Source organism: Oceanicola sp. D3 (genome assembly GCF_006351965.1).
Classification (GTDB): Bacteria; Pseudomonadota; Alphaproteobacteria; order Rhodobacterales; family Rhodobacteraceae; genus Vannielia.
Genome location: NZ_CP040932.1, coordinates 2696631 through 2719631 on the forward strand (window position 1 = coordinate 2696631; position 23001 = coordinate 2719631).

Annotated in this window: 23 protein-coding genes and 1 tRNA gene; 9 read left to right on the forward strand and 15 right to left on the reverse strand. The window is 64.5% G+C overall.

Going from position 1 to position 23001, the window contains the following annotated elements; translation table 11 throughout:
* Positions 1–70: 70 nt before the first annotated feature.
* The gene (locus FHY55_RS13640; RefSeq protein WP_140014721.1) at positions 71–658 is read right to left on the reverse strand and encodes a TetR/AcrR family transcriptional regulator; all 588 of its coding nucleotides are present in this window, start codon (positions 656–658) and stop codon (positions 71–73) included.
* A gap of 99 nt (positions 659–757) precedes the next feature.
* On the opposite strand from FHY55_RS13640, the gene FHY55_RS13645 reads away from it, so the two are divergent.
* The 6 genes from FHY55_RS13645 to FHY55_RS13670 all read left to right on the forward strand — a co-directional run bounded on the left by FHY55_RS13645 (position 758) and on the right by FHY55_RS13670 (position 5864).
* A complete protein-coding gene (locus FHY55_RS13645) occupies positions 758–1051 on the forward strand; it encodes a hypothetical protein (protein WP_140014722.1) in 294 nt (97 codons plus the stop codon).
* Between the two features lie 57 nt (positions 1052–1108).
* Positions 1109–2395, forward strand: a complete 1287-nt coding sequence (locus FHY55_RS13650) for a homoserine dehydrogenase (protein ID WP_140014723.1) — start codon at positions 1109–1111, stop codon at positions 2393–2395.
* Between the two features lie 99 nt (positions 2396–2494).
* Complete coding sequence (glpX, locus tag FHY55_RS13655) at positions 2495–3466, forward strand: class II fructose-bisphosphatase (protein ID WP_140014724.1); 972 nt, start codon at positions 2495–2497, stop codon at positions 3464–3466.
* Entirely contained in the window at positions 3466–5211 is a 1746-nt protein-coding gene (gene recJ / locus FHY55_RS13660; RefSeq protein WP_140014725.1) for a single-stranded-DNA-specific exonuclease RecJ, read from the forward strand. The genes glpX and recJ overlap by 1 nt, the downstream gene beginning before the upstream one ends.
* Positions 5208–5711: an AAA family ATPase gene (locus FHY55_RS13665; RefSeq protein ID WP_140014726.1), complete on the forward strand. Its 504-nt coding sequence runs from the start codon at positions 5208–5210 to the stop codon at positions 5709–5711. Before recJ ends, FHY55_RS13665 begins: the two co-directional genes overlap by 4 nt.
* Positions 5712–5789: 78 nt before the next feature.
* A tRNA-Glu gene (locus tag FHY55_RS13670) sits at positions 5790–5864 on the forward strand.
* Here the strand turns inward: FHY55_RS13670 and FHY55_RS13675 are convergent.
* The 6 genes from FHY55_RS13675 to FHY55_RS13700 all read right to left on the reverse strand — a co-directional run bounded on the left by FHY55_RS13675 (position 5852) and on the right by FHY55_RS13700 (position 10995).
* Positions 5852–6562, reverse strand: a complete 711-nt coding sequence (locus FHY55_RS13675; protein WP_140014727.1) for a M50 family metallopeptidase — start codon at positions 6560–6562, stop codon at positions 5852–5854. The genes FHY55_RS13670 and FHY55_RS13675 overlap by 13 nt on opposite strands.
* A 33-nt stretch (positions 6563–6595) precedes the next feature.
* Positions 6596–7660 carry a diguanylate cyclase domain-containing protein gene (locus FHY55_RS13680; protein WP_254695310.1) on the reverse strand — a complete coding sequence of 355 codons (1065 nt, stop codon included), beginning with the start codon at positions 7658–7660 and terminating at the stop codon, positions 6596–6598.
* On the reverse strand, positions 7657–8265 hold the full coding sequence (locus FHY55_RS13685) for a heme NO-binding domain-containing protein (protein WP_140014728.1): 609 nt from the start codon (positions 8263–8265) through the stop codon (positions 7657–7659). Before FHY55_RS13685 ends, FHY55_RS13680 begins: the two co-directional genes overlap by 4 nt.
* An 87-nt stretch (positions 8266–8352) precedes the next feature.
* Positions 8353–9912: a trimethylamine methyltransferase family protein gene (locus FHY55_RS13690; RefSeq protein ID WP_140014729.1), complete on the reverse strand. Its 1560-nt coding sequence runs from the start codon at positions 9910–9912 to the stop codon at positions 8353–8355.
* Between the two features lie 106 nt (positions 9913–10018).
* Positions 10019–10720 (reverse strand): HAD family hydrolase, encoded by a 702-nt coding sequence (locus FHY55_RS13695; RefSeq protein ID WP_140014730.1) that lies wholly within the window; start codon positions 10718–10720, stop codon positions 10019–10021.
* Complete coding sequence (locus FHY55_RS13700; RefSeq protein ID WP_140014731.1) at positions 10717–10995, reverse strand: DUF3572 domain-containing protein; 279 nt, start codon at positions 10993–10995, stop codon at positions 10717–10719. Before FHY55_RS13700 ends, FHY55_RS13695 begins: the two co-directional genes overlap by 4 nt.
* A gap of 99 nt (positions 10996–11094) precedes the next feature.
* Between FHY55_RS13700 and FHY55_RS13705 the strand changes: the two genes are divergently transcribed.
* On the forward strand, positions 11095–12516 hold the full coding sequence (locus tag FHY55_RS13705; protein ID WP_140014732.1) for a diguanylate cyclase: 1422 nt from the start codon (positions 11095–11097) through the stop codon (positions 12514–12516).
* Positions 12517–12590: 74 nt separating this feature from the next.
* On the opposite strand, the gene FHY55_RS13710 is transcribed toward FHY55_RS13705, so the two are convergent.
* From FHY55_RS13710 to FHY55_RS20930, 8 genes are all read right to left on the reverse strand, one after another.
* Complete coding sequence (locus FHY55_RS13710; protein ID WP_140014733.1) at positions 12591–13907, reverse strand: TRAP transporter large permease; 1317 nt, start codon at positions 13905–13907, stop codon at positions 12591–12593.
* Positions 13904–14392 carry a TRAP transporter small permease gene (locus FHY55_RS13715; RefSeq protein ID WP_168223010.1) on the reverse strand — a complete coding sequence of 163 codons (489 nt, stop codon included), beginning with the start codon at positions 14390–14392 and terminating at the stop codon, positions 13904–13906. The genes FHY55_RS13710 and FHY55_RS13715 overlap by 4 nt, the downstream gene beginning before the upstream one ends.
* Before the next feature lie 57 nt (positions 14393–14449).
* Complete coding sequence (locus FHY55_RS13720; RefSeq protein ID WP_140014735.1) at positions 14450–15457, reverse strand: TRAP transporter substrate-binding protein; 1008 nt, start codon at positions 15455–15457, stop codon at positions 14450–14452.
* Positions 15458–15475: 18 nt separating this feature from the next.
* Entirely contained in the window at positions 15476–16645 is a 1170-nt protein-coding gene (locus tag FHY55_RS13725) for a CaiB/BaiF CoA-transferase family protein (protein WP_140014736.1), read from the reverse strand.
* A complete protein-coding gene (locus FHY55_RS13730; RefSeq protein WP_140014737.1) occupies positions 16642–17637 on the reverse strand; it encodes a CoA transferase in 996 nt (331 codons plus the stop codon). Before FHY55_RS13730 ends, FHY55_RS13725 begins: the two co-directional genes overlap by 4 nt.
* The gene (locus FHY55_RS13735) at positions 17634–18758 is read right to left on the reverse strand and encodes a CaiB/BaiF CoA-transferase family protein (protein ID WP_140014738.1); all 1125 of its coding nucleotides are present in this window, start codon (positions 18756–18758) and stop codon (positions 17634–17636) included. The genes FHY55_RS13730 and FHY55_RS13735 overlap by 4 nt, the downstream gene beginning before the upstream one ends.
* A gap of 88 nt (positions 18759–18846) precedes the next feature.
* Positions 18847–20085 carry a 2-hydroxyacyl-CoA dehydratase family protein gene (locus FHY55_RS13740; RefSeq protein WP_140014739.1) on the reverse strand — a complete coding sequence of 413 codons (1239 nt, stop codon included), beginning with the start codon at positions 20083–20085 and terminating at the stop codon, positions 18847–18849.
* Positions 20082–21155 carry a hypothetical protein gene (locus FHY55_RS20930; RefSeq protein ID WP_140014740.1) on the reverse strand — a complete coding sequence of 358 codons (1074 nt, stop codon included), beginning with the start codon at positions 21153–21155 and terminating at the stop codon, positions 20082–20084. Before FHY55_RS20930 ends, FHY55_RS13740 begins: the two co-directional genes overlap by 4 nt.
* 128 nt (positions 21156–21283) lie before the next feature.
* Here FHY55_RS20930 and FHY55_RS13750 point away from each other — a divergent pair, with 128 nt between their 5' ends.
* Both FHY55_RS13750 and FHY55_RS13755 read left to right on the forward strand, forming a co-directional pair.
* Positions 21284–21751, forward strand: a complete 468-nt coding sequence (locus FHY55_RS13750; protein ID WP_140014741.1) for a MarR family winged helix-turn-helix transcriptional regulator — start codon at positions 21284–21286, stop codon at positions 21749–21751.
* A gap of 79 nt (positions 21752–21830) precedes the next feature.
* Positions 21831–23000, forward strand: a complete 1170-nt coding sequence (locus FHY55_RS13755) for a CaiB/BaiF CoA-transferase family protein (RefSeq protein ID WP_140014742.1) — start codon at positions 21831–21833, stop codon at positions 22998–23000.
* Position 23001 lies beyond the last annotated feature (1 nt).

Below are 23001 nucleotides of genomic sequence, written 5' to 3' on the forward strand. Positions count from 1 at the left end.
TCCCGCCTTACCTGCCGTTTAACGCAGAATTAACCGGCGGGCTGGATACTGGCGCAACCTAGCAAAAGGATCACGCCCCCTTCACAGCCCGCCGCACCATGTTCCAGTAAATCCGCTCTACGCGGTCCTGGCTCAAGCGTCCGCCTTCGCGATACCACGTGTTCACACCGTTGAGCATGGCGATCACCGCCATTGAGGCCAGCCGCGTGTCGGGAATCTGAAACACACCCTTCTCCTGGCCGTCGACCAGAACGGCCTCCACCGCGTCTTCATAGCGTCGGCGCAGCTTGGAAATTGCCTTGTGGTTCTCAGGCTCAAGGTTGCGCAACTCCATGTAATTGATGAAGACACCATCCTTGCGGCTGAGGTTGTAGCCGATGTGAAAGCGCACAATCCATTCCAGCCGTTCACCCGGGCTGCCATCGGGCATTTCGCCTAGCCCGGCGAGAACCTCGTTCATGTGATCGCGCATCAGATCAAACAAAAGCGCTTGCTTATCAGGGGTATAGGTATAAAGCGCTCCAGCCTGCACCCCCACCTCGCGCGCAATCTGGCGCATCGAAACGGCGGCATAGCCATATTGTGCAAACAGCCGAAGGGCCGCCTCGCGCACCTTCGGCCCCGTGATTTCTGCGTGTGAACCCGTTTTTCTCGCCATGCCCGCCAGCAAACCCTGAACGGCCGTTCAATTCAAGCGCGGATGTTAGCGCCCACATCCCGCTTCCCTCCCCTTCCCGCGCCCGATACTCTGCCCGCCATGAGCCGCGCCGCCCTTCTCCTTTGCCTTGCCCTCGCAGGCTGCACCCAGTTCCCCGAGCTGGATGCGGTGGTGAGCGCTTCGGCCAAATCCGCCGCCTACCCCCGGCTGCAACCGCTGGATAGCGTGCTCGCCCGCGCCAATTCCTCCACCAACGACCCCGACGCCGTGCGCGGAAACCTCGCCGCCCGCGTCGCCGCCCTGCGCGCCCGCGCCGCCCGTATGCGCGGCCCCATCGTCGAGCCCTCCATCCGCGCCCGGATGAACGCCGCATTGCGCCGCCATTCAGGTTGAGCCTCCCCGCGCAACCGGGTATGCCCGCGCAAGATTTTTGCCAGATGGAGGCCCGACATGTCTGACCCGCTTCGCCTTGGTATCGCCGGGCTCGGCACCGTCGGCGCCGGAGTCGTCAAGATCGTCCGCCGCCACGCCGCCCTGCTTGAGGCCCGCACAGGGCGCCCCATCACCATCTCCGCCGTCTCCGCTCGCACCCGAGACAAGGATCGCGGCGTGCCGCTGAAGGATTATGCGTGGGAAGACAATGCGGTAGAGCTTGCCGCCCGCGATGATGTGGATGTGTTCGTAGAGCTGATGGGGGGCGAAGACGGCCCCGCCAAGGCCGCCACCGAGGCCGCCATCGCCGCTGGCAAGCAGGTTGTCACCGCCAACAAGGCCATGCTCGCCGTCCACGGGCAGGCTCTTGCCGAGACAGCCGAGGCCAAGGGCTGCCAGATCCGCTATGAAGCCGCCGTTGCAGGCGGCATCCCGGTGATCAAATCCCTCACCGAGGGGCTGGCCGCGAATGAGATCACCCGCGTCATGGGCGTGATGAACGGCACCTGCAACTACATCCTCACCCGGATGGAGGCCACCGGGCAAGGCTATGAAGCGCTGTTCGATGAAGCCGCAAAACTCGGCTATCTGGAGGCCGATCCCAACCTTGATGTCGGCGGCATCGACGCGGCCCACAAGCTCGCGATCCTCAGCTCTATCTCCTTCGGAACGCAGGTAAATTTCGATGGCATCGAAATCGAGGGCATCCAGCGGATCACCCTTTCCGATATCCGCCATGCTGCCGATATGGGCTTTCGGATCAAGCTGCTCGGCGTCGCCCAGATGACGGGCCGCGGCCTTGAGCAGCGCATGTCGCCCTGCCTCGTGCCCTACGACTCGCCCCTCGGCCAGCTTGAAGGCGGCACCAACATGGTGGTGATCGAAGGCGACGCCGTCGAGCAAATCGTGCTGCGCGGCCCCGGCGCCGGTGAAGGGCCCACCGCCTCTGCCGTCATGGCCGACATCTGCGATATCGCCCGTGGCACACGCCTTCCCGTGTTCGGCAAACCGGCGAAAACGCTGCAAAAATCCCCCTCCGCCCGCTCAGCCTCTGCCGCACCCTACTACCTGCGGATGGACCTGCGAGACAAACCCGGCGCGATGGCCAAGGTTGCCGCGGCGCTTGGCGAGGCAGGCGTTTCGATCGACCGGATGCGCCAGTATGGGCATGACGCCGAGGCCGCCCCGGTGCTTTTCGTCACCCATAAAACCAGCCACGGCTCGCTCACCGAGGCCCTTCATGCCATCACCAAGACAGGTGTGGTTCTGGGCGATCCTGTTGCGCTGCGGATCGAGCAGGTCTGAGCCGCCCACCGCTTGCGCTAACACCCCGCCAGAGGGTTGCGCCCTTCGGGGGGGAAGGCTACCCAATCTACAACCATGAAAAGCCATGAGGGGCATCCGATGACCAAGAAGCCAGAATTCCACGACCGGTTGCTTTCGCTGGGCCTTGCCCGCGTTTCGGAGGCGGCCGCACTGGCTTCGGCCCGTCTGATCGGGCGGGGTGACGAGAAGGCCGCTGACCAGGCTGCCGTGAACGCCATGCGCGACCAGTTGAACGCACTGGACATTCGCGGCACTGTTGTCATCGGTGAAGGCGAGCGCGACGAGGCCCCGATGCTCTACATCGGCGAAGAGGTTGGCACCGGCACAGGGCCGGAAGTGGACATCGCCCTCGACCCGCTGGAAGGCACCACCCTCACCGCCAAGGATATGCCCAACGCGCTCACCGTCATCGCCATGGCCCCGCGCGGCTCGATGCTCCATGCCCCTGATGTTTATATGGAAAAGCTCGCCGTCGGCCCTGGCTATCCCACCGATATCGTCAGCCTCGATCAATCCCCCGCCGAGCGTGTCCGCCTTCTGGCCGCCGCCAAACAGGCAACCACCGCCGATATCACCGTCTGCATTCTCGAACGCCCCCGCCATGAGGATCTGATTGCAGAGGTCCGCTCCACCGGCGCCGCAATCCGGCTGATCACCGATGGTGACGTGGCCGGCGTGATGCATTGTGCCGAGCCCGAGAAAACCGGGATCGACATGTATATGGGCCTTGGCGGCGCACCCGAAGGCGTGCTCGCGGCGGCAGCACTCAAGTGCATGGGCGGGCAGATGTGGGGCCGCCTGACCTTCCGGAATGACGACGAGAAGGGCCGCGCCCAAAAGGCCGGAATCGAAGATCTCGACCGGATCTATTCGCGCGACGAGATGGTGCAGCACGATGTGATCTTTGCCGCCACTGGCGTGACCGATGGCTCCCTCGTGCCCGGCATCAAGCGCGAAGTCGGCTACCTGACCGCCGAGACACTGCTGATGCGCTCCAAAACCGGCTCGGTCCGCCGGATGCAATACCGCAACCCGACCTCCGCAATGTGATGGCAGCCTTCCTCGGCGTCGAAGAGTCCCTCACGGGGCGGCGCTGGGTGGGGCCAGCCCCGGAAGAAGACCGGCTGGCAGAGGCCATGGCCCAAAGCACAGGCCTGCCCGGCCCGCTTGCCCGGTTGCTCGTGCAGCGCGGTGTGCCGCCTGAGGAGACAGCGCTGTTTCTCAGCCCGTCCCTGCGCGACATGCTCCCCGACCCGCGCAGACTGCGCGATATCGAGGTGGCCGCCGCGCGGATCAACAGCGCGGTGGAACGGGCCGAGAAACTGGCCATCTTCGCTGACTACGATGTCGATGGGGGTGCCTCAGCCGCTTTGCTGATCCGCTGGCTGCGCGCGCTCGGTCGCGAGGCCACCCTCTATGTTCCCGACCGGATCGGGGAAGGCTACGGGCCGAATGCCCCGGCAATTTCCGAGCTATCCCAAAGCCATAGCCTGATCATCTGCGTCGATTGCGGCACTCTTTCGCATGAGGCGCTTGCGGCTGCGGGCAGCGCCGAGGTGCTGGTACTCGACCATCACCTTGGCGGTGAAACGCTTCCGCCCGCGCTCGCTGTGGTCAACCCCAACCGGCAGGACGAAAGCGGTGAACTGGGGCACTTATGCGCCGCCGCTGTCGTATTCCTCTGCCTCGTCGAAGCCAATCGCCAGCGCCGGGAGGCCGGCGCAAGCCCCCTGCCCGACCTCATGGGCCTGCTCGATCTGGTGGCGCTTGCGACCGTTGCCGATGTGGCCCCACTCACCGGCGTCAACCGGGCGTTGGTGCGGCAGGGCCTCAAGATCATGGCCAAACGCGCCAATCCCGGCCTCGCGGCCCTCTCCGATGTGGCCGGGGTGGACCGCGCGCCAACCCCCTATCACCTTGGCTACCTGCTCGGCCCCCGCATCAACGCCGGAGGCCGTGTTGGCCGGGCCGATCTTGGTGCGCGACTGCTGGCCACCGACGACGCGGCAGAAGCCATGGCCCTCGCCGAAAAGCTGGATGGGCTGAACAAGGAGCGCCGCGAAATCGAATCTGCCGTGCAGGAAGCCGCACTGGCGCAGGCTGAAGCGCGTGGTCTTGAGGCTCCCCTCGTTTGGGCGGCGGGCGATGGCTGGCACCCCGGTGTTGTCGGCATCGTTGCGTCCCGCCTGAAGGAAGCCACCGGGCGGCCGGCAGTGGTCATCGGGCTGGAAGGTGGCGAGGGCAAGGGCTCTGGCCGCTCGATCACTGGCGTGGACCTCGGCGGATGCGTGCACCGGCTGGAGGACGAAGGCCTCATCCTTCAGGGCGGCGGCCACAAGATGGCAGCGGGCCTCTCTCTCACCGCAGGTCAGCTTGAACCGGCAATGGCCCGCCTCTCCGAGTTGCTGGAGCGGCAGGGCGCCGGTGCAGACGGCCCGCGCGATTTGCGCCTCGACGGTTTGATCCTGCCAACGGCTGCCACGGTCGAGCTGATCGAAGCGCTCGAGCAGGCAGGCCCCTTTGGCGCCGCCGCTCCGGCCCCGCGCTTTGCCCTGCCCGAAGCCGCGCTGGCCGATGCCCGCGTTGTGGGCGAGAACCACCTGAAAATTTCCGTGCGCACCGCCACCGGGCAGCGGCTTGATGCCATCGGCTTTCGCCTCGCCGATACGCCCCTCGGCAAGGCCATGCTGGAATCTCGTGGCGGGGCATGGCACCTCGCCGGGCGGCTTGAGGTAAACCACTGGCAGGGCCGCTCACGTCCGCAGTTGCGGCTCGAGGACGCGGCCCCGGCATGAGCGCGCTGGTGGTCCTCGCCGGGCTGCCGGGCACAGGAAAAACAACAATCTCCCGTGCGCTTGCCGCGCAGTCGGGTGCGATTCACCTGAGGATCGACACCATCGAAACCGCGATCTGCGCCTCAACGCTCGCCCCCGCGAACGCCGCCGACGCGGGCTACCTCGTTGCACGGGCGCAGGCGGCAGAGCTAATGGCGGCGGAGCATTCGGTGATCATCGACTGCGTGAACCAATGGCAGATGACCCGTGAGTGGTTTGTCGAGGTGGCCGGCACAGCGCGCTGTGTTACCTGCGAAATCATTTGCTCGGACCTGTCCGAACATCGCGCGCGCATCGATTCTCGCCGCGCGGACCTGCCCGGCCACGCGCTGCCAGACTGGCAGGCCGTTCTGGCGCGTGACTATCACCCTTGGCACGCCGCCGAGCTGCAGATCGACACCGCGGAGCGAACGCCCGATGCCGCTGCGGGCCTGATTTTCAAGGCGATGGAGGCGGGATAAAATTTCCGTTCCAGCGGCGCAAAATTCTCTTGCGCTCCATCGGAGCTTTGCCTAAACACCCCCCCACGGCTGGTCCCTGCCCCGTTCGTCTATCGGTTAGGACGCCAGGTTTTCAACCTGGAAAGAGGGGTTCGATTCCCCTACGGGGTACCAGCCGTTTTACCCCCCTCAGTGGCAGATCGACCAAAGTGGATGTTGCTTTGCGCCCCCAGCCCGTGGCGCAGACACAGCCAGATCACACCCAAGCTGAGCAAAAGCCACAACCCGCCCCAGAGCACCGTTGCACCGCCGAACTCCTCGGCCAGCATCCGCGCATCCGACTGCAGTGCGCTACGGCGAATGGTGTCATCGAAGATGTCGTAGGGCACATAGATCAGGCTCGTCAGACCGATGACGCGCAGCGTAAGGTCCGCCGCTTGGTGAGGCAGGTAACGGGCAGCGGCGAGCATGATTGCGCCGGTGGAGAGGCAGAAAATCAGGGCAAAGGGTGTGCGCACCCAGAGCAAGGCGACAATCAGCAGCGCCGCACCGCACAGCGCCAAGGCCGCCCGGTCTGCGCGAGACCGAAGCGCCGTAACAAGGATCAGTGCACCCAGAACCAGTGAGCCGAGGTAGCCCGCCGAGAGCGTGATAAAGCGGTTTCCGCCGCGGATCAGAGCATGCCCGCCTTCTCGCGGATCAAGTGAGATATCAACAATACTGCCGCCCGTGATCAGCCCCGCGAGACCGTGGGAGAGCTCGTGCAGGAAGATCACGAAGATGCGGAGCGGGTAGACCACCGGCGTGCGCCAGAGCGCGAAGACCAGAGCGAGCAGGAGAAAGAGTTGCCAGTGGCCACGCAAGAACGACATCATGCCCCATGGGGCCGTGCGCTGGCCGACTTGTCAATCGGGCCTGGCCGCCTCGCCGATCCCCGGTAATTCATTGGAATACACCGTCACCTGCCCGCGCCCGTTCCGCTTGGAGGTGTAGAGGGCGATATCGGCATGCTGCATCATCTCTTCGGGATCCGTCGCGGCATAAAAATCGCTCACCGTCAGCCCGATGGAGCCCGATATCCGGCACATGTCCCCCTCGAAAGGAATCGGCTCTTCGAGGCGGGCGATAATGCGGCGCCCCAGATCGGCAAGGCGCTTGGGGTCGGAGAGACCGACGAAGATCAACACAAACTCATCGCCACCCGCACGCACGATCACGTCGTTGGAGCGGGTTTGATCGCGCAGTATATCGGCCACGCAGCGCAAGACGTGATCGCCCGCAGCGTGGCCGCGCGTGTCATTGACCGATTTGAAAAAATCGAGGTCAAGGTTCATCAGGCCGAAGGGCGTTCGCCCCAGGGTCAGCCGCTCCAGCACCTCATCCATGACACGGCGGTTGGCAAGGCCGGTGAGCATGTCGGAAGACGCCTGCTGCTCGGCTGCGGTCATGGCGCCCTGAAGCCGCTGGTTCAGCGCCTTCCATTCTCTGAGCGCAGCGGTTTTGGCTTCGACGAGATAGAGCATCTCGACGGCCAGATCGGTGGCCGCAAAGTCAGCGCCGGTCAGGTCATGGTCCTGCACCGCGTCGATGATATTGAAGCCGAAGGAGAGGTTTACAATCAGCCCCTCCACCCCCGTGATGGGCGCAACCAGCCCCACCAACCCGGTGCGCGGCGCATCGCGGAACGCCAGCTTGAGCCGCCCGCCCTCTACCCGAGATAAATCGCTGACCCGCGTGAGGTTGTTGGGGCGTTTGAGCTCAAAGATCTCAAGGAACCTGCGGCCCCGAAGTTCTGTGCCCGGGCGGAGTTTTTGCAGGCTGGGGCCAGCGTGGGCAATGTGGCCGCTGTGGCGCAGCTGCAAATGCATCGGCATCAGCCGGTCAAGCGCCTCTCGTAAGATGGGCTCAAACACGGCGCCGCCGGCCTGCCCCGGGACAGTCAGCGAAGCGCGTTCGATCTCTACACTCATTGCACGCCCTCGCTGCCGCTTTTCAGCCCCCCGCCGAGGTAAAATTGCTTGGCCTCGGCAAATTCGGCATCCAGAAGGTCGATCAAGAGCACTTCATGCCGCCCCATGGCGTCCTGCACTTCAAGGAAGGCCAGCGCGCCATAGTCATCGGCCAAAGCACGCAGGGCCCCCGCCATCACAGGGCCAAACCCGCCGTGGGGCGACGACACCTGCAGCTTGTATCGGCCGGGCTGCAACTCGGTCAGAAGCAGATCAGGCACCTCCAGCTCAGGCACAGCGAGCCGGGCGCGGTCGGGCAGATCATCGAGCGAGAACAGCAGCTCCGAAAAACTCTGCCCGCTAAAGCGCATCAGCCGCCGGATGGGCCGGGTGTTGTCATGCGTCACAAGATAGGTGCCGAGGTCTTCAAGGATATCTTCCGGCGGCCTCTCGCGCATGCGGCACAGCTCGTCGATCAACCGGAATGTGACCTTGTCATCATAGGTCAGCATCGCCTCGAAGCCACCGGGCCCAACGCCCACAGCTGCCCCGAGCTTGGCCCATGCCTCCGCACCGTAGATATCGCGGACAAAGCACTGCACCGCGCGATTTATCAGCCCATGCATGTCTGCACCTGTTCAACCTGCTGTGCAGCCTACCCCCCCGGGGTTAACAAAGACCGAAAGTCGTAAGTCGCTGATTGCAAGCGGTTTTCAGAAGTCGGTTGGTGCGCCACCTTCAGCCTTTCGTCGGGCCACGAATGCTGCCAGCTCTTCCCGAATAGCCTCCTCCATCGGCGGCGGCACGAAGCTGTCGATGATCTGGTGAAAGAGCCCATGCGCGCGCTCCGCCGTCCATACCCCGCCCTTGGCCTGCCATGCCTCGAAGTTCGACCAATCGGATACGATGGGCTGGTAAAACGCCGTTTCATACCGCGCCTGCGTGTGCTCGATCCCGAAGAAATGGCCGTAGTGGCCCACCTCGGCGATGGCATCCACGGCGATTTCGTCCGGTCCCGTCGCCACCACTTCAGGCTCAAAATAGCGCTGAATCATCTGGATCACCTCGCAATCCATGATGAACTTCTCCGGGCTCGCCACCAGCCCGCCCTCCAGCCAGCCCGCGGCGTGATAGACAATGTTGGTGCCCGATTGCACCGCCGACCAGAGCGAATTGGAGGTCTCCCACATCGCCTGCCCGTCGGGCACATTTGCGGTGCACGCGCCCGAAGCCCGCATTGGCAGGCCATAAAAGCGCGCAAGCTGGCCGGTCATTTGGGTGGCGCGCATATACTCGGGCGTGCCGAAGGCGGGTGCCCCGGTTTTCATATCGACGTTGGAGGTGAAGGTGCCAATCACGCAGGGGCAGCCGGGCTTCACGTATTGAAACAGCGCGATTGCCGCGAGGGCCTCGGCGATGCTCTGTGCCACCGCGCCTGCCATCGTCACCGGTGCCATCGCCCCCGCCAGCGTGAAAGGCGAGACGATCACTGCCTGCCCGCGTCGGATGCAGCGCAGGCAGCCATCTATCATCGGCCAATCATGCTTGAGCGGCGATGTGGAGTTGATGTTGGTGTACATGTGAGGCTGGGCCTCGAACTCATCGTCCGTCAACCCGGCAGCGATGCGCACCATCTCCATCACATCTTCCACCCGCTCCGGCCCGAGCGAATAGGCGTGGGGCACCTTGTCCGTCAGCGTGAGCTTGTCGAAGAGCACATCGAGATGGCGGGTGGAGGGGTGCAGGTCGACCGGCTCTACTGGGTAGCCTCCCGCAAATTGGATGCAGTTGAAATATTGGGTGAGCTTGAGCAGGTTGGCACATTGCGCGCGGTTTCCCGGCACCTTGGAGCCGAGTGAGAGGTCATAATAGTTTGGCGGTGAGGACACGTTGCCAAACAGGATCGCCTTTCCGCCCATCGGCAGAGCGCGGGCCGGGTTTCGCGGGGTGATGGTGAACTCGGAAGGGGCCTTGCCCACCATCTCCATCACCCACTCGCGGCCCATCCGCACCACTTGGTCCTCAACGATACAGCCCGCTTCAGCGAAAATCTTGCAGGCCTCGTCGTTGAGAAAGACAATGCCGATCTCTTCCAATATGCGCATCGCCCCTTCGTGGATCGCCTGCACACCCTCTTCCGTCAGTGGCTCGGTCGGCGCGTCGGTGTTGAGCGGAATGCGCCACGGGCTCTGCGAGATCACCTCGGGCCGGTTGCGGCGCGGGTTGGCGGCGCGGCCACCGGCACGGCGGCGCTTGGGGACGGTCTCATCCATCGCAGGCTCCTGAGTTCGTTGCCTCAGGGTGCGCCTGCGCGCGGCAGCGAAGTTTCCCGCTTGCGACGCCTTATGTCGCAAATCGCTTCTGTTTCGTCGAAACCCGTCAGGGCGTTGGGAGAAACTGCGGCAGATGGCCGATGTCCGGAAGCAGGAGATCGGCGTGGGGAGCCAACTCCTCGGGCGGCGTGACCCCGGTGCACACGGCGATGCAAAACATCCCCGCCGCCCGCCCCGCGGCCAAATCATGCAGGCTATCGCCAATCATCGCGCAGGCCTGCGGCGCGATCCCGACAGCGCTGGCGAACGCAAGGCACATGCCCGGCGAGGGTTTTGCCCCATGGCCAGAATCATAGCCCGCCAGAAAGGCAAACTGGCCTTGCAGCCCGGCACTTTCTACGTGCGCAAGGGCTGCGGCCTCTGCATCATTGGTCGCGATCCCGAGGGTATGGCCATTGGCACGAAGCGCCTCGACCAATGGCCCAAGATCGGCGGCCGGCACTTGAGGGGCACGGGCCGCAGCGGTGTTGATATGGTCTGTCAGCGCCGCCAAACTCCACCCGGGCAGCAGAGGCAACAGCGGCGCGATGGCCTCTTCCGGCGTGCCGGCCACAATTGGGCTGTCGGGCGAAAACTGCGCCGTTTCAGGGTTTACCCCTATGGCGCGCGCCAGCCTGATGGCCAGATCTGCGTCGCCCGCAGCCAGTCCCTCGACAAACCCCAGCGTGAAGCTGCCCCATGTCTTCTGATAATCAAAAAGCGTGCCGTCCTTGTCGAAGAGCAGGCCTTTCAGCTTTGGAACAGTCATGTCCAATTCGGCAGATCTCCCCCCGGAAGGGCCGCGCGGGCCTGCATTGGCATGGTGTAGTCCAAGCCTTCGGCCTCGCAAAAACCGGTGATCCAGGCATCGTCCATCGCAAGGAAATCTAACACCGAAGCAAGGAATTCAGGATCGGCTGCACGGGCCCGCACTTCACCTTCGGAAACGCCTGTGGAGCCGAGAAACACGGGCAACAGCTCATCGTTACCGGCCAGCCAAGCGAGCGCCTTCAACGCGAGTGTCTCGGCATTTTCACGCTCCATTCCCAACCTCGTTAACATTTGGAAAGGTTTTCTTAACCATCTCCATACAGACTGCCTCCTACAGGGGAAAGGCGCGGACACGCGTGGAAGGATGAGACGATGCCAGGGAAAGTCCTGATCGTGGATGACGTGCCGACCAATCGCGTTGTCCTCAAGGTCAAACTTGCCGCGGCCTGTTATGATGTGGTCGCTTGCAGCACCAATGAAGATATCGTGGCCCTCGTGCGCACGATCCGGCCGCGGCTTGTCATTCTCAATTGCGACGGGCCGGATGCACCGGAGCTTGAGGCCTGCCGTGCCCTGCGGGCCGACGAAGAGGCAAGCGCGATCCCGATCATCGTGACGGGCGCACCGCGCCAAAACGTGAGCCCGGCAGAGCTGAGGCTCTGCGCCCTTGAGGCGGGTGCCGATGCCTTTCACGCCAAACCCATCGACGAAACCTTGCTCCTCGCCCGTATCCGCAACCTGATGCGCATGCGCGAAGTCTCCGAAGAACTCCGCCTGAGAGGCAGCACCAGCCGCGCGCTTGGCTTTGCCGAAGAGGCCGAAGCCTATGAGCGGCCCGCCCGGATTGCCCTTGTGGCCGCCGATGTCGCCACGGCCCAGCGCTGGCGGGATGGGATGGAGGGGCGGCTGAAACATCGTATCAGCATCCTCGACCGTCATGCCGTGCTCAACGGCTCCACCCCTGCGCTTCAGGATGTTTACGTGATCGCTTCAAAGCTGCGAGACGCCGGTGACGGGCTGCACTTGATGAGCGAGCTACGATCGCGCCGCTGGTCGCGCCACGCCTCCATTCTCATCGTGACCGAACAGGAAGACCCTGCGCAGGAGGCCATGGCCCTCGATCTCGGCGCGGTTGACCTGATCCACGAGCCGGTGGACGGGCGAGAGCTTGCCGTTCGACTAAAGACGCTGGTGGCCCGCAAACGGGAGAGTGACAAACTGAGGCGCCGGGTGCGCGATGGGCTGAAACTGGCGGTGATTGACCCGCTGACGGGGCTCTACAACCGGCGATATGCTCTCTCTCACCTCGCGCGCATCCGCGACCGGGCTGCTGAGACCGGGCGCAGCTTTGCCGTTATGGCGCTCGACCTCGACCGTTTCAAACAGGTGAACGACGCCCATGGCCATGCTGCCGGTGATGCCGTGCTTTGCGCCGTGGCAAAGCGGCTTTCTTCCAACCTGCGCAGCATCGACATGGTGGCGCGGATCGGCGGGGAGGAGTTTTTGGTGGCCATGCCTGACACCAATGAAGAAGAGGCCCGCGCCGCCGCCCAGCGCCTCTGCCGCCGGATCGAAGCCGAGCCGATCCCCCTGCCCTTGCCGGCCAAAGGCTCCGTTCGCCAAACCGTTTCGATTGGCGTGGCCGTCGGCGGCGGCACGGCTCAGGCCCCCATGGAAGGCGAGGATGGCTCTGAAACCCTTCTGGAAGCGATGATGGACCTTGCCGACCGCGCGCTTCTTTCCTCCAAGGCTCAGGGGCGCAATACGGTTACGCTCGGGCGCGACGCAGCCTAGCGGCCTGAGCAAAGGGTCGCGGGCAAAACAGCGGCGGCCCATGCGTCGCCGCCTGCGGGCCTCAAAAAACGTGGTCAGAGGCCCGGCAGCCAGAGGATGAGCGCCGGAAGCGCTAATAGCAGCGCCACATGCACCACATCCGCCAGCACAAAAGGTGCCGTGCCACGGAACATGGTGGAAAGCGGAATATCGCGCGCCACGCCGGAGAGAACATAGACGTTCATCCCCACCGGCGGGGTAATCAGCGCGATCTCTGTCATCCGCACCACCAGCACGCCGAAAAACACCGCCTTCGCCCCCTCGCCCACCACCCAGAGGTCGAGCCCCATGATAAGCGGAAAGAACAACGGCACCGTCAGCGTCATCATCGCGGAAGCGTCGAGGATCATACCGAGGAAGAAGTAGACCAGCAGGATCAACAACAGGACAGAGAGCGGCGGCAGCCCCGAGGAGGTGACCCAACCAACCACGTGATGGGGGATGGTGGTAACAGTGACGAAGGCGTTGAATACCAGCGCCCCGAAGAGGATGCCGAAGATCATGCCCGTGGTCTTGAGCGTGTCATAAACCGCCTCGCGCACCTGGGTGAAGCCTAGCCGCCCGCGCAGGCCTGCGATGAGCAGCGCGCCAAAGGCCCCCATTGCCCCGGCCTCGGTGGGTGTGAACCAGCCCCAAATGATGCCGCCCATCACCAGCACGAAGAGCAAGATCACATCGCCCGTCTTCTTCAGCCCCTCCCACCGCTCGGCCCATGAAAACCGCGGCCCTGCAGGCCCGGCGGCCGGGTTTATACGGCAGCGGATGGCGATGACGGCCATGTAAAAGAGCGCCAGCAGAACGCCGGGCACGATCCCGGCGGCGAACATGTCGCCAATCGAGGTTTCAGTGAGGATGCCATAGATGATGAACATGCCCGATGGCGGAATGAGCGAGCCGATGGTGCCACCCGCCGCGACCGAGCCAGAGGCCAAGGCGTTGGAGTAGCCGTGCTTGCGCATCTCCGGCAAGGCCACCAGCCCCATCGTCGCCGTGGTCGCCAGCGAGGAGGCGTTGACCGAGGCAAAGCCCGCCGAAGCGCCAATGGTCGCCATCGCAAGCCCGCCCCGGCGATGGCCGAGGCAGCGGGCGGCGAAGTCATAAAGGTCACGCCCTATGCCGGAGGCAAACAGGACATGCGCCATGAAGAGGAAGAGCGGCACAGTGCCGATGGCGTAGTTGGTCGAAAGGTCAAACGCGATCACGCCGATCTTGATGAGCGCTGCATGAAAGGTGATCAGCAGGGCGAAGCCGAAGGCCCCGACCAAGCCCATGGCGAACCCAATGGGCATGCCCAGCGCCAGAAGACCGAAGAGCAGCGAAACGCCAAGAAGTCCGGCGGCAACGGGTGTCATTCTTCTGGCTCCTGACCAAGCGCCGCCTGGAGGGCGCGAAAGAGGATAGTGACGATCAGCAGCCCCAGCGCGGCCACCATGAGCCAGCGGAAGGGGGCCACGGGAATATCAAGCAGCGGCGTCACCTCGCCCTGCGCGCCCCGGCGGATTGCCTCTTCGAGCGCGGCGAAGAGGACGAAGCCCCAAAACGCGCAGCCCGCCGCCAGCATCAGCCCGTTGAGCGGGCCGGAGACCCGGCGCGGCAGGCGATCTGTCAGCAGCTCCACGCGGGTATGCGCCCCGCACCACGCCGCGTAGGTGAGCGAAAAGGCGACTGCCGGTATGAGCAGCAGTTCCGCCAGCACGTAAGTGCCCGGAAAGGCGATGCCAATGGCACGAAACGTGACGGTCACCACCGTCAGCCCCATGAGCGCCACCAGTGCGGCCACGCCGATCAGCGCCGCGATGGCCACGATCCGTCCCAATATTCGTTCTGCTGCCTGCATGCCCTGCCCCTTCTCGCATCCGGCGGCAGGCATGGCCCGCCGCCGATTGCCGAAAACCTACATCGCGCCGTCGTGGGCTTCACGGATCTTGCCAAGCACCTCACTGCCGGGCTTCCCCATGCCATCGAGCTCCTTGGCGACCTCTTCCATCGCTGGCGCGAAGGCCTTGGCGTATTCGGCCTTGGCCTCCTCGGGAAGCGAGTTGAACACCACCCCCTTCTCTTCGCCATAGGCGCGGCCCGCCGCCTCTGCCTCTTGTGACAGTTCGAGCGTGCGAAGCGAGAGCCACTCGACGTTGTCCATCAGCACCTGCTGAATGTCATCGGGCAGCTTGTCCCAGGCCGCCGTGTTGATGCCGCGTGAGGGATAGGCACCGCGGCTGTGGGGCAGTTCGGAGTAATAGCCGACCACCTCGGCAAAGCTGAGAGATTTCAACGCCTCATAGGGCGCAATCACCCCGTCGACCACGCCCTTCTCCAGCGCCGGGTAGGTCTCTGTCATCGGCATGGTCACACCCTCGGCGCCATGGGCCGCGAGCGGGCCGATGAAGTCCACCGCGGCGCGGATGCGCAGGCCCTTCAGATCATCAAGGCTTTCCACGGGCTTTTCGCGCAGCAGCATGTGCATCGGCGTGCCAACGTTGTAGCCTAGTACCTTCATGCCTTCGAGTTCTTCCGCGAAAACAGGGTATTCGCCCCAGAGCTTCATGTAGACGTCGAGCACATCCTTGGGCTCGGTGTAGCCATAGAACATGCCCGGGACGAGGCGGTTCATGTCATAGCCGGAGCGGGCATAAATCGGGGCGATATAGGCCATGTCGGCCACCCCGGCGGCCAGTTCATCCACCCCCTCGCGCGAGGTGATGAGCGAGCGGCCCCAGTAGGGCGTGATCTCCAGCCGCCCGTCCGTTTGCTCCGCAATGCGGGCGATCCACTCGGCATCGGCAGCGCCGTAGGGGTGAGCCTCGGTATAGGGCGAGGCGTAGGTAAGCGTGAAGTCGGCCGCCAGCGCAGGCAGCGCGGTGAGCGCGGTGGCGAGTGCGGTGAGGGTGCTGACGAGTTTCATAAGGTTCCTCCCTTTCTGTCAGGTCTTCTGCGGAGCGCTGGTGAGCGCGGTAATGGTCTGTGCATCCAGCCCGAGGCGGGCGAGCACGGCATGCGTATCGGCCCCCGGCAGCCGCGCCGGGGCAGGCGCGGGTTCGCCGCCAAGGCGCACCGGCGGGCCAAGCTGGGTGAGCGTGCCGCCCGGCGCTTCGACCTCCACCACCATGCCGCGGTCGCGAAAGTGAGGCTCGGCCAAGGCCTCGACCACATCGTTGACCGGGGCAAACTGGGTGCCAGCACGCTCGAAGAGGGCAAGCCAATGGGCGCGGGGCTGGGCGGCGAAGATCGCGGCAAGCGTGGTGCGGATCTCGTCGCGGCGTGCCGGGTCGAGCTGAGCGGCAATGAACTCCGGCTTGCCCATCACCTCGCAGAATTTGGCCCAATAGCGCGGTTCCATATCGGTAGTGCAGAGCCATTTGCCATCGGCGCATTGCCACAGGCCAAGGTCGGCGCGACGGCTGCCGCGCGCCGGGGCGTCAGCTGGGTTTTGGTGGCGCGCCAGGATGTTGGCGAGCATCGTCATGGAGCAATCGGCCATGGCGACATCAACATGCCGCCCCTGCCCTGTCACCTTGGCGGCCTGCCAAGCGGCGAGCGCAGCAAAGGCCGCGTGGGCGCCGGTGGCAATATCGGCGGCGGGAATGCCGGGCAGGCCGGGGGCCTCCGGGTCTTCGCCGCAGCGTGAGAGCACGCCCGAAAGCGCGAGTGCCACCGGGTCATGCCCCGGTTTGCCCGCCAGCGGCCCGGTCGCCCCGGTGAGCGTGAGGCTGAGGTACACCAGCGTCGGATTGCCCGCCGCCATGTCATCATAGCCCAGCCCAAGCCCGGCCAGCACGCCGGGGCGGTAATCCTCGATGACGATGTCGCAGGTTGAGGCAAGGTCGCGCAGGGCCTGCTGCGCCCCGGCATCGCCGATATCGAGCATTACCGACTGCTTGCCCCGCGCCAGCATGTCCCGTCCGCGCTGATGGGCCATCTCCTCTGGGCTGAGCCTGTCCCAGCCAAAAACGCGGGCCTGCTTGGCGAGCTCTCTTGGGTTTTCCACCCGGATCACCTCGGCCCCCTGATCGGCCATCAGCCATGTGCAATAAGGGCCGGGCAGGAGCCGGGAGAAGTCGAGCACACGAAGGCCCTGAAGCGCAGGTTTCATGAGGCCACCTCGGGCGGGTGCGTTTTGAACAGCGGGCCGGGCAGGCCGTCGCGGAAGAGGCCGCGCGCCTTCAGATGTTCGCTGTCGCGCACTTCGGCAAGCGTGGAGATCGTCGAAAGACCCCAGCCCTGCGCCAGCGACCAAGCCCCCAGCTCGGCCCGATTGTGACGGAGGAAGAATTCGGCAACGACAGTTTGCCAACGGTCAATCGTGGCCTGCTCCGTCTCGGCAACAAGAATGTTTTCCCATTCGATATCAGAAAGTTCGCCCGCCGCCCCCTCAGCTTCCATCTGCCGCACGACCGCACGCATCATGTTCGGATTATCGATCATCGACCACGTCACAAACCCGTCTGCGCAAGGCCAGACCTGACGCACCCCTGAGGAGCCGCGCACCAGCATATTGCCGCGCCGGGTGCCGATGCGCCCCGTCCAATCATACATCACCGCCTCGCGGTAATTGGCCAGCGCCGCCGACTGCAGGGCCGAAACGGTGATGCGCTGGCCTGCGCCCGTCCGGCGACGGGCGGCGAGGCCCATCAGCGCGGCGGTAGCAACCTGAATGCCGGTAAGCGCATAGGCCTGCTCGCCGGGAAGGCGCAGGGGCGGTGCATCCGGTGTGCCGGTCACATGCATCAGGCCGCTTTCGGCCATCAGGGTGAGGTCTGTCACCGGGCGTGGATCGCCGAGGGGAAAGCCGGTGGCGACAACATGGATGAGCGCCGGGTTGTCGGCAGTGCATGCCTCCAACTCAGGCCGGTTCTGCGTGCGACGGCGGTCATCGAGCAGGATGTCGGCCTCTGCAACGAGATCGGCCAAGGGTTTGCGCGGATTGGAAAAACCGCGCCGCCACGCAGCCTGTCGCTCGGGTGTCAGCCCCTCTCCTGCCTCGGCCAGCACCACATTGGCGCCGAGCTCTGCCAGCATACGTGCGCCAAGGTCTACCAGCCTATCGGCCAGCACCACCACGCGAATGCCCTTTAGCTGGTTCATGCGATCACACCCGCGCTTTTCAGCCTGTCCACTTCGGCGCGGTCCATGCCGAGAAAACCCTCGAACACGGGCCCGTTGTGCTCCCCCAGCAGCGGCGCGGGGCCAACGCTATGGGGCGTGGTCTCCATCACCATCGGCGGGGCAGGCATGGCGGAGGGGCCAAGCACGGCATGGTCCACTTGCACGAAATGCCCTGCCGCCCGCAGCGCGGGATGCTCTGAGAGCGCCTTGCCATCGCGCACCGGCGCAGCCGGGATGCCGGCGGCAGCGAGCTTTTCCGCTAGCTCAAACGCATCTTCGCCCGCCGTTGCCCCGGCCAGATCACCGCTGCCCAGCAACTCCGCCAGTGCAGCCCGCTGCGTGTCATCCTCACAGGCAATGGCAATCCAGCTGTCTTCCCCCGCGCAGGGGAAGACGCCATGGGGGTGCATCACCGGGTCGGAGTTTCCGGGCTTGTCCTCCGGCATTTCGGCGAAGAGATCGGCGATCACATGCGCCATCGGCTCGATCTGACTAACATCCACCCAAGAGCCCTGCCCGCTCCGCTCTCGCTCTTCCAACGCGGCGAGGATTGCCACCGTCAGAAACATTGGGGCGACTACATCGCCATAGGCAAAAGGCGGCATGTGAGGCTCGGAGCCGGGCCAACCTGTCATATCGGCATGGCCCGAGTGCGCCGCCGCCGAATTGCCGTAGCCGCGAAAGCCCGCCATCGGGCCGGTGCGCCCGGCCACCGAGACTGAAGCGAGGATAACTCCGGGGTTTATCTTACAAAGGTCCGGCCAACCAAGGCCGATCCGCTCCATGTAGCCCGGCCCGAAATTCTCCACCACCACATCCGCCCAAGCCACGAGCTTGCGCGCCAGTGCCTGCCCTTCCGGGTCGGTGAGGTTGATGGTGACGCTCATCTTGGAGGTGTTGGTTTGGGCAAAGAAGGCAGAGGCGTCAGGATTGCCGCGCGCACCAGCTGCGAAGGGCGGTGACTTGCGGCCAAGATCGAGGCGCTGTGCGCTTTCGACCTTCACCACAAGGGCACCATTGTCGGCCAGGTCCTTGGTGGCACGGGGGCCAGCCCCGACCCAGCTGAAATCTGCGATCTTGAGACCTGTCAAAGCCTGCACGGTTTTCCTCCCTTGTGGGCGCGCGACTCCTCCTCGGCAACGCCCCTGCATTTAGATTGGTTAACAAAGTGAACTAAGTCAATGCACCTCACAGCCCGTCCAACGCCTCCGCCACCCTTGCCTCAACCTCCGGGCGGCTCCATTTGCGCGGGTCCACCATGTCGGACCAGATCTCGACCACCTTTACCCCGGCCTCTTCCAGCGCCTTCTTGGCAAACAGAGAGCCATAGCCGGAGAAGCGGTCATGCTCGGGGATCAGCATCAGCGCCACGTCGATGCGGGCGCGCTTGGCCTCGCGCACCATCCACGCGTTGACCCACGGCGGCTGGTGGAGCTGTTCGTTCATCGCGCTGACGCGGGCCGCGAGGGCGCGCAGCGGGTTGCCGTGGCTGGCGCGAATGTAGCCATCGGCGGCGAAGGGCAGATACATTGACCAGGCGAAGACAGCGCCATGCGAGGCTTCGAAGGCGCGGTAGAAATCGGTATCGAACCAGAGGCCCGCGCCGATCCACATCATGCGGATGCGCTCGTTGTCACAAGGCCCCTCGCCCCGCTCGGTCCGGCCTGCGACCTCATCGCGGAATGCCTCTGAATGGGCAATCGCCCAATCGGAGCCACGGTGCCATTGCGGGATCATCACATTGGGCATCTGCTCACCGATCCCCATCGGCACGCGCGGGGCCTCGGCGATGAGCTGGCTGGCCTCTTCCAGAATTTTCTCCTGCCGATCAATGGCTTCCATATAGGCAGCAAAGGCCGCTTCATCGAAGTCGCGCCCTGTCAGCCGCTCCAGCGCCGCGATCAGCTCGCGCATCTCGGAGACAACCAGATCAAGCCGCGCGGTGCCGTAGAGCCCCTCCCAATCGTTCCGCGCCAGTGCCCACCACTCGGGCGCGGGGTTTGGCACGGCAGGGGCGGAGATGAGGTGCAGCGGCGCGCCAGTCTCTTCGGCCCAGCGCTGAAAAATGCGCGGATGTTCATCCGAAGAGGCACGGGCGCAAAGCAACGCTGGGGCCGGCAGGCCACCCCAAGGCTGGCGGCTGGTGTCACCCTCGATCTGCGCCATCAGGCCGAGAGACGAGTAGCGAGGCAGATGGGCGTGAAAGCCTGCGCTCTCCATAAAATCAAAGTAAAACGGCGCTTGCTGTTTGGCCGAAATCACCGCTGACCACCACTGGTTGGTGACCATCGGCACATCCATGAAATGGAACAGCTCATGCGGCGTGTCGGCATTGACGAAGGCGAAAGGCTCGCCCGCCGTGATGCGGCTGCGCAGGCCTTTCAGCCAGTCACGCTGGTAGCTCGTTGCCGCTTTGGCGCAACTCATGGCAGAGCCTCCTCAATGCGTTGGCGGGCCGTCGCACGCCATTCCGCGCCGGGGCGAAAGGGGCGGAAGCCGAGGTTGACCAGCGGCATGGGGAGGCTGCGGGCGAGGCGCGGAAGCTCCCAGCCAAAGCTGTCGTCGTTGCGATCGACGGCGGCAATGACAAGGTCGTGCCCGGCCAAGGCGGCATCGAGGGCGGTGCCAAAAAGGGCGGGTGGGTTGGTGCGGATATGGAGCGGTTGTTCGGCCACGGCGTTTAGCAAGCCCGGCATGTCTGACGGGCCTATGTGGCAAGCGGGCCAGAGGCTGCCATAGGGGGTGAGGTCGGTCACGGCGAGGCCTAGCTCGGCGCAAAGCGCTGGCAGCGCAGACGTGTCTGCGGCGGTGCCGATGAGGGCGGCGGAAGCCTTGGTGGTGGGCGGCTCTGTGGGGGTGATCCGGGTGAGGAGCTCCGCATGCCGGGCGGCGGAAAGCCAGCGGCCGGCATTGCGAAAAACAAAGGTTTCACCGGCAGTTAGCGACATAGCCTCAAGCTCGGCACAGGCCTGCGCGCGCGCCTGCTCTTCGGCCATGGCGCGCGCCAAGCGCCCTTTATCCGCCACGGTGCCGAGCGCCTCGCGAAGCTCGCGCAGGGCGCGTTCGGCTTCGGACAGGTTGAACGCATGCAAGGCCGTGCCGGTGCCGTGCAGCAGGTTCCAAAGGATCAACCGGGGGCCACTACGGACCATGCCCTGCCGCTGCATTTCCAATGCATATTGGTAGGCGGCCAGCGCGGCCACATCGTCTCTCGCGAAGAGAACTGCGGCGTACTCGTCGAAGGCCCCGCTGGCAAAACGGTGGAGAAAGCGGCGGGTGAAGCCATCCATGAAGGGTTCGGTCACCGCGCTGACGGAAGCCACCTCTGGCCCGTCCATGAGCGGCGCGGCTTTAACTTCGACGGGCTGCCCCCCTGCTCCGGAGACCAGCGCCTCGGGGCAGCCGTCGCCGAAGAGGCCGACCAGCGGCAGGCCATCAGCCACGATGCCCTCGGCCCGGCCTTCGTAGGCCCTTCGCAGTTCCTCCCTCGCGTCCACTTTTCCTCCACGCGCAACTTAGTTCACTTTGGAAACTATTTACGCGGAGGTGTCAACCGCTGAGTTTGACAGGGTTTCGCCTGCATTGTAGCTCACTCGAAACGGCGGCGAGGGGTGGAGTGGACAAGATGGACGACGATGTTCCGGCGGTTGAACTGACGCTGGGGCCGCTGGCCCGAGACCTTTCTTTTGCCACCCGCGCCCTGCGTGCCCACCTGCGGGGGCACAATGTTCGCGTCTTCGAAGAGCATGACGTGCCGCAGGGTGGCATTGCACTGATCAGTCTCATCGGGCTCAACCCCGGCGTCTCGCAAAAGGACCTGGCCGGGGCGGTGGTGCTGAAAAAATCCGCCCTGACAAAACTGGTGAACGAGCTGGAAATCAGCGGGCTTATCGAGCGCCGCAAGGGCGTTGGAGACCGGCGCTACAATGCGGTGCATCTGACCGCGAAGGGCCAGCGCCTGTTTGACGAGGTCATGCCGGACATCACAGCGATGCAGGACACATTGCTTGCCCCCCTCTCCCCGGAGGAGCGGGAAACCTATTTTGCCCTGACATGGCGCCTGATCGCGCATCTGGAGCCGCGCTCGGCTTGACCGCCTCCCGCATATAGTTTCTAAAGTGAACTATAAAGCCGAGCGGAACCGATCCGCTGGTTCAGGGATGGAGGACTTAGTGGCACAACCGCTGGCCGGGCTGCGCATAGCCGATTTCAGCCATGTCATTGCCGGACCACTGGCAACGCAATTTTTGTGCCTGCTGGGCGCCGAGATCATCAAAGTGGAGCCGCCGCAGGGCGATGCGATGCGCTACTATACCCGTGACCCGGAGCGGCGGGGCATGGCCGAGCCTTTCATCGGCGCGAACGCTGGAAAGAAGTCTGTCATCCTAGACTTAAAAACTGATGAAGGCCGCGCCGCGGCGCAGGCGATTGTCGCGCAGAGCGACGTTTTTGTAGAGAATTTTCGCCCCGGCGTGGCGGAAAGGCTTGGACTTGGCAGCGCGTCGCTGATGGAGGCCAATCCGGGCCTGATCTGCTGCTCGGTTTCGGGCTTTGGCCAAGAGGGCCCGATGCGCGATTTCCCGGCGATCGACCAGGTTATTCAATCGGTCTCGGGCCTTATGACGTTGACCGGAAGCCCCGGAAACGAAAAGCCTTTGCGCGTCGGCTTCCCCATAGTCGACACCTACTGCGCCCTGCTCACCGCCTTTGCGATCCTCGCCGCTGTCACCCAAAAGCGCGCCGATCCGGAAGGCAAAGGGCAGGTGATTGATGTGTCCATGCTTGATGCGACGATGGTGATGATGAGCTCGGTCGTGGGGGCGATGCTGATCAACGGCACGCCTCCCGCGCGGAGCGGCAATCGCGGCTTTTCCGGCGCTCCTACGGCCGATACCTTTGCCTGCGCCGACGGGCAAATCACCATTGGCGCGGTGCAGCAGGTGCAGGTGGAGCGGCTGATGGCGGCGCTCGGATGCGAGGCGCTGCTGGAAGACGACCGCTTTGCCACGCCGGAGGCACGGATTGAGAATGACACGGCGCTGCAAGAGGCGCTGGGGCCTTATTTTGCGAAGGAAAACTCTGAAGACCTGGAGGCGCGTCTGGCGGCGGCCGGGGTGCCCGCGGGCAAGGTGCGCACGGTCACTGAAGCGCTGGAGCTGGAGCAGATCAAGGGGCGCGGGCTGTTCATGAACGTGCCATCGGGCGATGGCCGTGCGGATGTGTTCAACGCGGGCTTTCGCTTTGCCCATGACGGGCCGGGGCATGCACGCGGGGCACCGAGCTTGGGCGAGCATACCGAAGAGGTGCTGGCGGCCATGGGGCTGAAGCCCGCAGCCGAGTAGC